This window comes from Rhodoferax sp. (genome assembly GCF_018063565.1).
GTDB lineage: Bacteria > Pseudomonadota > Gammaproteobacteria > Burkholderiales > Burkholderiaceae_C > Rhodoferax.
Window position 1 is genome coordinate 58230 of sequence record NZ_JAGPBB010000010.1, and the last position, 12129, is coordinate 70358.

10 protein-coding genes are annotated in these 12129 nt (G+C 60.0%); 9 read left to right on the plus strand and 1 reads right to left on the minus strand.

Annotation, left to right across the window (positions count from 1 at the left end):
- The first annotated feature begins 36 nt into the window (after window positions 1-36).
- The 8 genes from KBF66_RS04290 (at window position 37) to KBF66_RS04325 (ending at window position 9910) form a co-directional block, all read left to right on the plus strand.
- On the plus strand, window positions 37-2457 hold the full coding sequence (locus KBF66_RS04290) for a 3-hydroxyacyl-CoA dehydrogenase/enoyl-CoA hydratase family protein (protein ID WP_296652745.1): 2421 nt from the start codon (window positions 37-39) through the stop codon (window positions 2455-2457).
- A 70-nt stretch (window positions 2458-2527) separates the two neighbouring features.
- Window positions 2528-3721, plus strand: coding sequence for an acetyl-CoA C-acyltransferase (locus tag KBF66_RS04295; protein WP_296652748.1), 1194 nt, complete (start codon window positions 2528-2530; stop codon window positions 3719-3721).
- Between the two features lie 27 nt (window positions 3722-3748).
- Entirely contained in the window at window positions 3749-4513 is a 765-nt protein-coding gene (locus KBF66_RS04300; RefSeq protein WP_296652752.1) for an enoyl-CoA hydratase, read from the plus strand.
- Between the two features lie 60 nt (window positions 4514-4573).
- Complete coding sequence (locus KBF66_RS04305; protein ID WP_296652756.1) at window positions 4574-5062, plus strand: thioesterase family protein; 489 nt, start codon at window positions 4574-4576, stop codon at window positions 5060-5062.
- Between the two features lie 12 nt (window positions 5063-5074).
- Entirely contained in the window at window positions 5075-6010 is a 936-nt protein-coding gene (locus tag KBF66_RS04310) for an NTP transferase domain-containing protein (protein WP_296652759.1), read from the plus strand.
- A gap of 130 nt (window positions 6011-6140) precedes the next feature.
- Window positions 6141-7121, plus strand: coding sequence for an extracellular solute-binding protein (locus KBF66_RS04315; RefSeq protein WP_296652762.1), 981 nt, complete (start codon window positions 6141-6143; stop codon window positions 7119-7121).
- A gap of 27 nt (window positions 7122-7148) precedes the next feature.
- Window positions 7149-8234 carry an ABC transporter ATP-binding protein gene (locus KBF66_RS04320; RefSeq protein WP_296652765.1) on the plus strand — a complete coding sequence of 362 codons (1086 nt, stop codon included), beginning with the start codon at window positions 7149-7151 and terminating at the stop codon, window positions 8232-8234.
- A complete protein-coding gene (locus tag KBF66_RS04325; protein ID WP_296652769.1) occupies window positions 8231-9910 on the plus strand; it encodes an iron ABC transporter permease in 1680 nt (559 codons plus the stop codon). The genes KBF66_RS04320 and KBF66_RS04325 overlap by 4 nt, the downstream gene beginning before the upstream one ends.
- Before the next feature lie 49 nt (window positions 9911-9959).
- On the opposite strand, the gene KBF66_RS04330 is transcribed toward KBF66_RS04325, so the two are convergent.
- A complete protein-coding gene (locus KBF66_RS04330) occupies window positions 9960-10412 on the minus strand; it encodes an acyl-CoA thioesterase (RefSeq protein ID WP_296652772.1) in 453 nt (150 codons plus the stop codon).
- A gap of 41 nt (window positions 10413-10453) precedes the next feature.
- Between KBF66_RS04330 and KBF66_RS04335 the strand changes: the two genes are divergently transcribed.
- Window positions 10454-12129, plus strand: a 1676-nt coding sequence (locus KBF66_RS04335; protein ID WP_296652776.1) for an ABC transporter ATP-binding protein/permease, incomplete at its 3' end; no start/stop codon positions are given.

The window sequence follows — 12129 nt, forward strand, 5'->3', positions numbered from 1 at the left end:
GGGCTTCGACAAGCTCGGCCCTAACGGAGTTAAACCATGTCTCGTTTCAATGTGAAAAAAGTCGCCGTCCTCGGCGCAGGTGTGATGGGCGCGCAAATTGCCGCGCACCTGGCCAACGTCAAGGTGCCGGTCGTTCTGTTTGACCTGCCGGCCAAAGAGGGGCCCAAAAACGGCATCGTCACCCGCGCGGTCGATGGCCTGAAAAAGCTCAAACCCTCGCCACTGGGTGTGCCCGAAGATGCCGCGCTGATTGGCCAGGCCAATTACGAAGAACATCTGGAGCAATTGCGCGATTGCGACTTGATCATTGAAGCGATTGCCGAACGCATGGACTGGAAGCTCGATCTGTACAAAAAGATTGCACCTTTTGTCGCACCGCACGCCATTGTCGCGTCGAACACCTCGGGCCTGTCGATCACCAAGCTGAGTGAGGTTTTGCCTGAGGAAATCAAGCCGCGCTTTTGCGGCATCCATTTCTTCAATCCACCCCGCTACATGCTGCTGGTGGAATTGATCAATACCCCGACGACGCAGCCCAGCATTCTGGACGAACTCGAAGCGTTTGTCACCACCGCGCTGGGCAAGGGCGTGGTGCGCGCCAAGGACACGCCCAACTTCATCGCCAACCGCATCGGTGTGGCGGGCATGTTGTCCACCATGAAAGAAGTGGAAAATTTCGGCTTGAGTTACGACGTGGTCGATGACCTGACGGGCAAGAAGCTGGGGCGCGCCAGCTCAGGCACTTTCCGCACCGCCGATGTGGTGGGTCTGGACACCATGGCGCATGTCATCAAGACCTTGCAGGACACGCTGAGCGGCGATGCTGCGGCAGGCGTCGGCAAGTTTGATCCGTTTTACGCCAGCTTTGCCACACCCGAAGTGCTCAAAACCCTGCTGGAGATGGGCAACCTGGGACAAAAGACCAAAGCTGGTTTCTTCAAAAAGGTTGGACGCGACATCACGCGCTTCGATCTGGCAAGCAAAACCTATGTACCCGCTGGCGAGAAGGCCGACGAGGTTTATGCCCGCATGTTGAAAAAACCCGCCGCTGAGCGCCTGCAACTGCTGCGCAACAGCGAGGGCGCGCAGGGCAAGTTCCTGTGGGCCATCCTGCGCAACGCTTTCCACTACGCCGCCGTACATCTGGCCGACGTGGCCGACAACGCGCGTGACGTGGACTTTTGTATGCGCTGGGGCTTTGGCATGAAGCAAGGCCCGTTCGAGCTGTGGCAGGAGGCCGGCTGGCTGACAGTGGCCAATATGGTCAAGGAAGACATTGACGCTGGTAAAGCGCTGTGCAATGCCCCACTGCCTGAGTGGGTGTTCAGTGGCCCGGTGGCCGACGCCGGCGGGGTGCACACGCCGGCAGGTTCGTGGAATCCGACGACCGGCCAGTTTGTGCCGGTACGCAGCTTGCCGGTGTATGCGCGCCAGCACTTCCCGGAAAGCGTCCTGGGCTCCCAGGCACCCGACCATGCCAGCGCCGGCACCACCGAATATGAGGACGACGCGGTGCGCCTGTGGACGCTCGATGGCGAGGTACTGATTGTGACCAGCAAGACCAAGATGCACACCCTGCACCCCGATGTGGTCGAAGGCCTGGTGCGTGCGGTTGATCTGGCCGAAGCGCGTTTTCAGGCGGTGGTGATCTGGAGTGGAGACGAGGTTTTTTCCGCAGGTGCTGACTTGCAGGCGTTGTTGCCTGCCTACATGAGCGGGGGTTCCAAGGCCATTGAACCGGTCGAGGCACAAATGCAACAGGCGTTTTTGCGTGTGCGGTATGCCCAAGTGCCGGTGGTGGCCGCCATTCGCGGCATCGCCTTGGGCGGGGGCTGTGAACTCGCCGTCAGTTGCGCGCGCCGTGTGGCGGCGATGGAAAGTTATGTCGGTCTGGTGGAAGTCGGGGTTGGCCTGATCCCCGGAGCTGGCGGCCTGACCTACATTGCCCGGCGGGCCGCGGAAAATGCCGCCGCGTCGACCGGCAAAGACCTGCTGCCCTTCCTCACGGACGGTTTTACTGCCGCTGCCATGGCCAAGGTCGGCACCAGCGCGCTGGAGTCGCGCAAGATCGGTTATCTGCTCGATAGTGATGTGATCGTGCCACACAAGGACGAGCTGCTGTTTGTGGCCATCAATGAGGCACGCTCCATGGCGCGCTCAGGCTATCGCCCACCGCACAAACGCCAGTTTGCCGTGGCCGGACGCAGCGGCATTGCCACTTTCAAAGGCTCGCTGGTCAACATGCGCGACGGTGGCTTCATCAGTCAGCACGATTTCCATATTGCCAGCCTGATTGCCAATGTGGTCTGCGGTGGTGATGTGGATGCCGGTAGTCTGGTGACAGAGGAATACCTGATGACGCTGGAGCGACAGACCTTCTGCTCGCTGCTTGACAATCCCAAGACCCAGGAGCGCGTCATGGGCATGATGTCCACCGGCAAGCCGGTTCGCAACTAATTTTTTTGCGGGACAGAACAAGATTTGCGCAGCAAATTTGCCCTCTCCCCAACTGATCAAAGGATTTCAAATGAAACAACTGACTGATGCCTACATCGTTGCCGCCACGCGCACCCCCATTGGCAAGTCGCACCGTGGCTATTTCCGCAACACTCGTCCTGACGACCTGTTGGTCAAGGTGCTGCAGTCGCTGCTGGCACAGGCACCCGGCCTGGACAAGGCGGCGGTCGAGGACGTGATCTGCGGTTGCGCGATCCCCGAAGGAGCACAGGGCCTGAATGTGGCGCGTATCGCCGCTGTGCTGGCCGGCCTGCCAGTGAGTGTGGGTGGTATCACTGTCAACCGCTTTTGCGCCTCGGGCTTGAGCGCCATCCAGATGGCGGCCGACCGCATCCGCGTCGGTGAGGCCGAGGTGATGATTGCTGCCGGCACCGAAAGCATGAGTATGGTGCCGATGATGGGCAACACACCGTCGCTGTCACCGGCCATTTTTGCCAGCGAGGATGTGGGCATTGCCTACGGCATGGGGCTGACCGCCGAGAAAGTGGCACAGCAGTACAAGGTGAGCCGCGAGGCGCAGGACGCCTTTGCCCTGCAGTCACACCAGCGTGCGCTGGCGGCGCAAGCTGCGGGTGAGTTTGCCGACGAAACCACACCGATCGAGGTGGTGGACCGCAGCCCGGATCTGCTTGGCGGCACAGTGGTGGAGAAGAAACGCAGCGTCAGTGTGGATGAAGGCGCACGCGCCGACACCAGCCTGGAAGGTCTGGCCAAGCTCAAGACCCCGTTCGCAGCGCGTGGCTCGGTCACGGCGGGCAACAGCTCGCAAACCAGCGACGGCGCTGGCGCTTTGTTGCTGGTCAGCGAAAAGGCACTCAAGCAGTACGGCCTGACGCCGTTGGCGCGCTTTGTGAGTTTTGCTGCGCGGGGGGTGCCGCCACACCTGATGGGCATCGGTCCCGTCGAGGCCATTCCGGCTGCGTTGAAGAACGCAGGCCTGACGCAGGACGCGCTGGACTGGATCGAACTCAACGAGGCGTTTGCTGCACAGTCTCTGGCAGTGATGAACACCTTGGGGCTGGATGGGGCCAAAGTCAATCCGCTGGGTGGTGCCATCGCTTTGGGTCACCCATTGGGTGCCACGGGTGCGATCCGGGCCGCCACTCTGGTGCATGGCCTGAAGCGCCGGCAGCTCAAGTACGGCATGGTGAGCATGTGCATTGGCATGGGCCAGGGCGCTGCTGGCATTTTTGAGCGGGTTTGAGGAAAATTCACGGATCCAGGATGCTGCATGGCCGATGTATGGATTGACACCAACGCCCAGGTGACGACGCTCACCCTGAACCGGGTCGACAAAAAAAACGCCTTCACGGCGGCGATGTACGCCGAAATGGCGCTGGCGCTGGAGCACGCGCAGGATGATGCCGGAGTGCGGGTGGTGGTGTTGCAAGGTCATGAGACGGTGTTCAGCGCCGGCAATGACATTGCGGACTTTCTGCAGAACCCGCCGCTGTCGCTGGACGTGCCAGTGTTTCGCTTCATGCGCGCCATCGCCAGGTTCAGCAAACCGCTGGTGGCTGCGGTGTGTGGTCCGGCGGTGGGCATTGGCACCACCTTGCTGTTTCACTGTGATCTGGTCTATGCGGGTGACAACGCGGCGTTTTCCATGCCCTTTGTCAATCTGGGTCTATGTCCGGAGGCTGCTTCAAGTCTGCTGGCACCGCAGCGCATGGGTCATGGCCGTGCTGCCGAGGCGCTGTTGCTGGGAGAACCTTTCCTGGCGGAGGCGGCGCTCGAAATGGGCCTGGTCAGCCGCATCGTGCCACCGTCCGAGGCCAACGCGCTGGCGCAGCAGCAGGCGCGCAAGCTGGCGGCCAAGCCGATGAGTTCACTGCTGCAAACCAAGCGCTTCCTGAAAATGGGCCAGGCTGACGCGGTGGCACAGCGACTGGCCGACGAAGCTGTGGTGTTCGGCCGGATGTTGGGTGAACCCGCCGCACGCGAGGCCTTTGCGGCCTTCATGGCCAAGCGCCTGCCGGACTTCTCAAAAATGTAAGTAAAATAAGGTTCAAGCGCTTTTTCTGCTTGCTTTGTCAGCTATATTTTTGGTAGTTTTATGTCCCAGCAGAGTCTCAAATCCAGCGTGCCCGTGTTCGAAGACGAATTTGTGACCGGGCTCAAGAAGGTCTTTGAGGAGCTGATCGTTTTTAACCGGCTACTGGGCTTGAAGATCACCGCGTTGCAACCGGATCGTGTGTGTGCCCGGCTGGCCATGCGCAATGACCTGGTGGGCCATTTTTCCTACAACCGGGTCCACGGCGGTGTGATCAGTGCCGGGCTCGATGCCATGGGTGGCCTGGCGGTGATGGCGGCTATCGGTGCGCGCCACATGGACGAGTCACCGGCACAGCGGCTGCAGCGCTTTGCCAAGCTGGGCACGATCGACCTGCGCGTCGACTACCTGCGACCGGGCATCGGCGAGCACTTCGAACTGCGCGCCGAGGTGATGCGCCTGGGTTCGCGAGTGGCCTCCACGCGCATGGAGTTCCTGGGCGCCGACGGAAAATTGCTCTCCACCGGGGCGGGTGCCTACATCGTTTCCTGACCGCCTGGCAGCATGTCAAGCGGCGCTCTGACATCCGAGACCCTCACTCTGCTGGTGCTGGCGGCCGGTATGGGTTCGCGGTATGGTGGCCTCAAGCAGATCGAACCGATGGGACCGCACGGTGAGTCGATTCTGGATTATTCAGTGCACGATGCCTTGCGCGCTGGATTTGACCGAGTTGTGTTCGTCATTCGGCGCGATTTTGCCGAACTGTTTGAGCAACAGGTCATGGCCAGATACACCGGCAAAGTTGCGGTGAGCTGTGTTTTTCAGGACCCGAATGACCTGCCGTCCGGTTACTCCTGGCCTGAGGGTCGCAGCAAACCCTGGGGCACGCTGCACGCCGTGCTGGCGGCGCGGCACTTGATGAGCGGTTACTTTGCGGTGGTGAACGCCGACGATTTTTATGGTCAGGCGGCCTACCGTGCGATGGCCGAGCATCATCGCCAGTGGCTGGCCAATGCGTGTCCCAATCGGTCCTGTAGCATGGTGGCCTATCAGTTGGACCACACGCTTTCCAGCCACGGTGGCGTGAACCGTGGCATATGCTCGATCAGCAACGGATTGCTGACGGGCGTCGAAGAGATCACCGACATCCGTCGGGGTGACAGCTCGGTTTGCCATGGGCTTAACCTGGCGGGCCAAACGGTGATGGTTGCACCCGACGCGCCAGCGTCGATGAATTTCTGGGGCTTTGCGCCCCAGGTGCTGCCCGATCTGCAGGCGGGTTTTTTGGATTTTTTGCACCAGAGCGCCTGCAATCCGGCGGCAGAGTGTTACATCCCGACCGTGGTGGGGCGTTTGATCGAGCAGGGGCTTGACTGTCATGTGTTGGGCGGCGGGAGCGATTGGTTTGGTGTGACCTATCCGCAGGACAAAGGCATTTGTCGCAGCAAAATTCAGCAGTTGATTCAGCGCGGTGTCTATCCCAACCAGCTTTGGGCTTGATCGACATCAAGTCAAGGGTTTATCCCGGCGTGTTTTGCCATACGCCTGTCGAAGTCGGCTTGCATTTCGGTCAAAATCCGACCATCCGAATTCATGCCCATCCACCCGATTACACCCAGGAGATTCTTTGATGAAGATGACACGCAGATTTCTGTCGATTTTGGCCGTTGGCGCCTTGCTGACCACACAGGCATTGGCGCAAAGCAAGGTGACCATTTACACCGCAGCACCACAAGACCTGTTGGATCACGTCATTCCGGCTTTTGAGAAAAGCGCCAACGTCAAGGTTGAACTCATCAAGGGCGGCTCGGGCGACCTGATCAATCGGCTCAAGGCCGAAAAGGGGCGTCAGGCCGCGGACGTGTTGTTCAGTGTCTCGACCGAGGTCATCGAAGCCAATGCGGCCTTGTTCTCCAAGTTCAGCCCCGAGAACATCAAGTTTTTGTCCAGTGTGTTCAAGATCAACGACGCGGCGGTGCCCTTTACAGCAGTTGCCAACTCGTTTGGGGTCAACACCAAGCTGCTGACGCCAGCGCAATATCCCAAAACATGGATGGATCTGGGAAACCCCATGTACAAGGGCAAGATTTCGGCCGGTCGCCCCGACAAATCCGGCTCGGCATTCATTCAATTGGCGCTGATCCTGCAGATCTATGGTGAAGAAAAGGGCTGGGACATTTACGCCAAGATCCTTGACAACACCGTGTTGTCCAATAGCTCGGGCGCTGTGTCCAAATTTGTCAATGACGGCGAGGCGTTGATTGGCCTGTCCAACGAGGACACCTTGCTCAAGTTCAAGGCGGGTGGTGGTCCGGTGGATATTCTCTACCCGACGGACGGCACCTCGGCGCTGGCGGACTCGATGGCACTGACTGCAACCCCGGCCAATGCCGAAGGTGGCAAGGCCTTCATCAACTTCATGTTGTCACGTGAGGCACAGGAGATTCTTGACGGTGTTGGCCGGCGTACGGTGCGCGGTGACGTGGTGTCCAAAAATCAGCTGACGCCGCTCAACAAGATCAATGTCTTCAAGTACAACGACGACTGGGCCGGTGCCAACCGGGCGCGTATTCTGGCCAAGTTCAACGAGATGCTGCTGAATAAAAAATAATTTTTGCACCGGTGGTGTGACCGATCCATGTCTCAGCTTGAACTGCAAAACATCAAGAAGGCTTACGGTAGCCACCTGGCACTGAAAGACGTTAGCCTCAGCATTCCCAGCGGGGCTTTTTTTACTCTGCTGGGTCCCAGCGGGTGCGGTAAAACCACCCTGTTGCGGGCGATTGCCGGTTTTCATCAGCAGGACGCGGGCGACATTCTGGTGGATGGGCTGTCCATCGGCCGACTTGGGGCCAACCAGCGCCATGTGGGCATGGTGTTTCAGGATTACGCGGTGTTTCCGCACCTGAACGTTTTTGACAATGTGGCCTTTGGTTTGCTGCAGCAAAAAGTATCCACGATAGAGATCAGTCGCCGTGTCGCTGAAATCCTGCAAACGGTGCAACTTGACCAGCACGCGCAGCGGATGCCGCATCAGCTCAGCGGCGGGCAGCAGCAGCGCGTTGGTCTGGCGCGGGCGCTGGTGATTCGCCCCAAGGTGTTGTTGATGGATGAACCCCTGTCCAATCTGGATGCCAAACTGCGGGTCGATCTGCGACGGGACATCCGTGCGTTGCAGCAATCCTTTGGCATCACCACCGTGTATGTCACCCATGACCAGGAAGAAGCTTTGTCGATCTCCGACCAGGTCTGTGTCATGCACGACGGCATCGTGCAACAGGTGGGCACGCCGTGGGATGTTTACAACCGGCCGTCCAACCGTTTTGTGGCCGCGTTTGTGGGTGCCAACAACTTTGTCCCGGTGACACGGGATGCGGCGGGCCATCACAGCGTGCTGGGGTCGCCGCTCGATTTGCCCGTTGGGGTGCTTGCCAGGGCAGCGGCAACGGGCTGTGTTGCCGCCATGCGCCCGGAGAGTCTGGCGGTCAATTCGTCTTTGCCAGGTCCGGGGTTGCGTGCCACTGCTGTGATCAGGCAGGCCATGTTCACAGGCCGTGAGTTGCAACTGTCGGTTGAGGTGGCGGGTCACGGGATGCTCGACGCGCTGGTCAAGCCTGATCAAGCCATGATGGCGCTGAAGCCCGGTCAGTCGGTTGAATTGGCGGTGCTGACCCGCGATATGGTGTTTTTCGCTGCGGACGCCGCCGCGGTGTCGTTGTCATGATCGGCCAGACTTCGCGGCGGCAACAACTGGGCCGGACGCGGCTGGATTTTTGGTCGGGTGTCATGGCCCTGGCCCTGGCGCTGGTCAGTTTGCTGCTGATCTGGCCGATCGTGCAGGTACTGCAGATGGGTTTTCTTGACCCGCAGACCCAGGGCTTTACGCTGGCCAACTATCTCAAGGTTCTGACCCACCCCTATTACCTTGGCGCGCTCTGGAACACCGTGATCATCGGGGTCGGCGGCATGGTTGGTGCTTGCCTGCTGGGTGTACCGCTGGCCTATTTCACCGCGCGATATGTCATCAAAGGGCGCAGCCTGATTGCCACACTGGCGGTTTTGGCGTTGGTGTCGCCGCCGTTCATTGGGGCTTACTCCTGGGTGGTGGTGGCCGGCAACAATGGTTGGTTGACGCAGCAGCTCAAGGCGCTCGGCATCGCGTTGCCGACCATTTACGGCCTGCACGGCATCATCCTGGTGTTCAGCCTGAAGTTTTTCCCGTTTGTCTACCTGATGACCGAAAGCGCGCTGCGCAATATCAACCGCTCCTTTGAGGAGGCCGCAGAAAACCTGGGCTGCACCCGATGGCAGCGGTTTTACAAGATCACCTTGCCACTGGTGTTTCCGGCCACCAGTTCCGGGGCCATCCTGTGTTTTGTGCTTTCCATTGCCGATTTTGGCACGCCGTCGATCATCGGGCGTGACCTGCGTACCCTGTCCACCATCGCTTACAACCAGTACACCTCCGAGATGGGCGGTCCCCCGACCATGGCGGTGAGCATTTCGATGCTGATGATTGTGATCTCGATGATGGCGGTTTTTCTGCAGCGCTACCTGATCAACAAACGACGTTACGCCGGGTCTTTGACCAACCTGACCGTGCCCAAGACTTTGAGCGGGCCGTATTCGGTGCTGGTGCACGGTCTGTGTTATGGCATTGTGGCGTTGGCGACTCTGCCCATTGCGGTGGTGATCTATACCTCGTTCCTGCAGACCAGTGGGCCGGTGTTCAGCGGTGGCTTCGGACTGAACAGCTACGCCCGCGTCATCCGGGAGGTGCCCGATGTGATCACCAACACCTTCAAATTCTCCTTGCTGGCCACCCTGATGATCACGCTGGTGGGTGGGCTGGTGTCCTACATCATTGTTCGCCGCGAGACCGCGCTGTCGGGTCTGCTCGACTCGGTTCTGATGGTTCCCTATGTGGTGCCCGGGGTGGTGATGGCCATCGGTTTCTTGCTGACCTTCAACAGCGGCGTGCTGGATTTGGTGGGCACGGCCACCATCATTGTGCTGATCCTGTTCATCCGGCGTCTGCCGTATGGAGTGCGCGCCACCAGTGCCGTGCTGCGCCAGATCAAGCCCTCCATCGAAGAGGCGGCGATCAGTCTGGGCGCCTCGCCGCTCAAGGCATTTCTCAAGGTCACCGTGCCATTGATGTTGCCCGGTGTGGTGGCCGGTGCCATGATGAGCTTTATCACCGCCATCAACGAGTTGTCGTCAACGCTGCTGCTCTACACCGGTGGCACCACCACCATGCCGGTGAAGGTGTACAACGCGGTGCTCGATGGTGAGTTTGGTATTGCTGCGGCCCTGTCGACCATTCTGTTACTCAGTTCCGGTGTCTGTGTTTACGTGGTGATGCGATTTTCTCAATCCAAAGAAAGTGCATTTGTTTGAGGGGTCGAACCCGCACGGGTTTTGGCTCGGTGTGACGTCAGCCCTGCGCTCAGGCCGCAGTTTTGGGTATCTCGCGTGGTCGACCCTGCTCGTCGAGCGCGACGTAGGTCACCGAGGCTTCGGTGACCTTGATGTAGTGACCCTGCGTACGAAATTGCTCGGCATAGACTTCCACCTTGACGGTGATCGAGGTGCGGCCAATGCGCACCAGTTTTGAGAAAAACGACAGGATATCGCCGACCCGCACCGGTTGCTTGAAGATGAATTCGTTGACCGCTACCGTCGCCATGCGCCCACCAGCGTAGCGCGCTGGAATCACCGCCCCCGCCAGATCGACCTGCGCCATCACCCAGCCACCAAAAATGTCACCGTTCTGGTTGCAGTCACGCGGCATCGGGATGACCTTGAGCACCAGTTCCTCGTCGGTGGGCAGGGCCACCCAGGGCGGGGATACGGCGGGGCTCGGGTTTGCAGGGGTGGCGGCGCTGGAGGAGGCAGACATGGGCACAATCGGGCAGAGTTGTTGTTGCGAGATTGTCACCCATGCGCCACCCAGGCGGTACCGTTTCTTCTGACCCCTTTGCCACCGGAGCGGCGCCATCGCCTGCGCCGCCTGCTACGGCGGGTGCACGCTCGGACTGGCCCACCCTCAAGCGGCTGTTTCCCTATTTGTGGCAATACAAATGGCGGGTGCTGCTGGCCATGGGCTTCATGGTCGGTGCCAAACTGGCCAATGTGGGTGTGCCGCTGCTGCTCAAAGACCTGGTGGATACCATGAACCCCAAGGGCAGCATCGATGCGCAGGCGCTGCTGGTGGTGCCGCTGGGGCTGCTGGTGGCCTATGGTTTTCTGCGTCTGTCGAGTACCGTGTTGACCGAGCTGCGTGAACTGGTGTTTTCCAAGGCCACCGAAGGCGCATCGCGAGCCATCAGTCTGCAGGTGTTTGGCCATTTGCACGCCCTGAGCCTACGTTTTCACCTTGAGCGTCAGACCGGAGGCGTCTCACGCGACATCGAGCGCGGCACGCGCGCCATGCGCTCCCTCATCAGTTACTCGCTTTACAACATTCTGCCCACGCTGATCGAGGTGGTGGTGGTGCTGTCGTTGCTGGCGGTCAAGTTTGATGGCTGGTTTGCCGGCATCGCCATCACCGCATTGGTGCTCTACATCGGCTTCACCATTGCCATCACCGAGTGGCGCACCCACTTCATCAAGCAGATGAACGAGCTCGAGTCCGTCGCCCAAAGCCACGCGATTGACGCACTGCTGAACTACGAGACGGTCAAGTATTTCAACAACGAAGCCTTTGAGGCGCAGCGCTACGACACCAGCCTGCAGCGTTACCGCAGTGCCGCCATCAAAAGTCAGACCAGCCTGAGCCTGCTCAATACCGGGCAGCAGCTCATCATTGCGGTAGGGCTGGTGGCGATGCTTTGGCGCGCCACGCAAGGCGTGGTGGATGGTCGCATGACGCTGGGCGACCTGGTGATGGTTAACGCCTTCATGATCCAGCTCTACATCCCGCTGGGTTTTCTGGGCGTGCTGTACCGCTCGATCAAGCAAAGCCTGGTCGAGCTGGAAAAGATGTTTGCGCTGCTCGATCGGCGCTGTGAGGTGGCCGACGCACCGGGCGCGCCGAAGTTGGACTTGGGGCCGCCAGGCGACAAGGGTGAGGGCGCAGCCAGCGTCAGGTTTGACCATGTCAGCTTCGCCTACGACCCTGATCGTGAGATTCTGCACGACATCAGCTTTGAGATTCCGGCCGGCAAAACAGTGGCGGTGGTGGGGCCGTCGGGGTCGGGCAAGTCGACGCTGGCGCGCCTGCTGTACCGCTTTTATGACGTGCAGCGCGGCCGGATTCTGCTCAACGGGCAAGACATCAGCCAGGTCACCCAGGCTAGCGTGCGTGCGGTGATTGGCATCGTGCCGCAAGACACGGTGCTGTTCAACGACACCGTGGAATACAACATCGCGTACGGCAAACCCGGCGCCACGCGCGCGCAGGTGATCGAGGCAGCGCAGTCGGCGCACATTCACAGCTTCATTGCCAGTACACCCAAGGGTTACGACACCCTGGTGGGCGAGCGCGGTCTGAAGCTTTCGGGCGGTGAAAAACAGCGCGTGGCGATTGCCCGCACTCTGCTGAAAAACCCGCCGATCCTGATTTTTGACGAAGCCACCAGTGCGCTGGACAGCGGCAACGAGCGCGCCATTCAGGC

What these genes read in the sequence shown, in the direction of transcription:
- KBF66_RS04290 (WP_296652745.1), top strand. Translation starts at nt 37, where the DNA reads ATGTCTCGTTTCAATGTGAAAAAAGTCGCCGTCCTCGGCGCAGGTGTG.
- KBF66_RS04295 (WP_296652748.1), top strand. Translation starts at nt 2,528, where the DNA reads ATGAAACAACTGACTGATGCCTACATCGTTGCCGCCACGCGCACCCCC.
- KBF66_RS04300 (WP_296652752.1), top strand. Translation starts at nt 3,749, where the DNA reads ATGGCCGATGTATGGATTGACACCAACGCCCAGGTGACGACGCTCACC.
- KBF66_RS04305 (WP_296652756.1), top strand. Translation starts at nt 4,574, where the DNA reads ATGTCCCAGCAGAGTCTCAAATCCAGCGTGCCCGTGTTCGAAGACGAA.
- KBF66_RS04310 (WP_296652759.1), top strand. Translation starts at nt 5,075, where the DNA reads ATGTCAAGCGGCGCTCTGACATCCGAGACCCTCACTCTGCTGGTGCTG.
- KBF66_RS04315 (WP_296652762.1), top strand. Translation starts at nt 6,141, where the DNA reads ATGAAGATGACACGCAGATTTCTGTCGATTTTGGCCGTTGGCGCCTTG.
- KBF66_RS04320 (WP_296652765.1), top strand. Translation starts at nt 7,149, where the DNA reads ATGTCTCAGCTTGAACTGCAAAACATCAAGAAGGCTTACGGTAGCCAC.
- KBF66_RS04325 (WP_296652769.1), top strand. Translation starts at nt 8,231, where the DNA reads ATGATCGGCCAGACTTCGCGGCGGCAACAACTGGGCCGGACGCGGCTG.
- KBF66_RS04330 (WP_296652772.1), bottom strand. Translation starts at nt 10,412, where the DNA reads ATGTCTGCCTCCTCCAGCGCCGCCACCCCTGCAAACCCGAGCCCCGCC.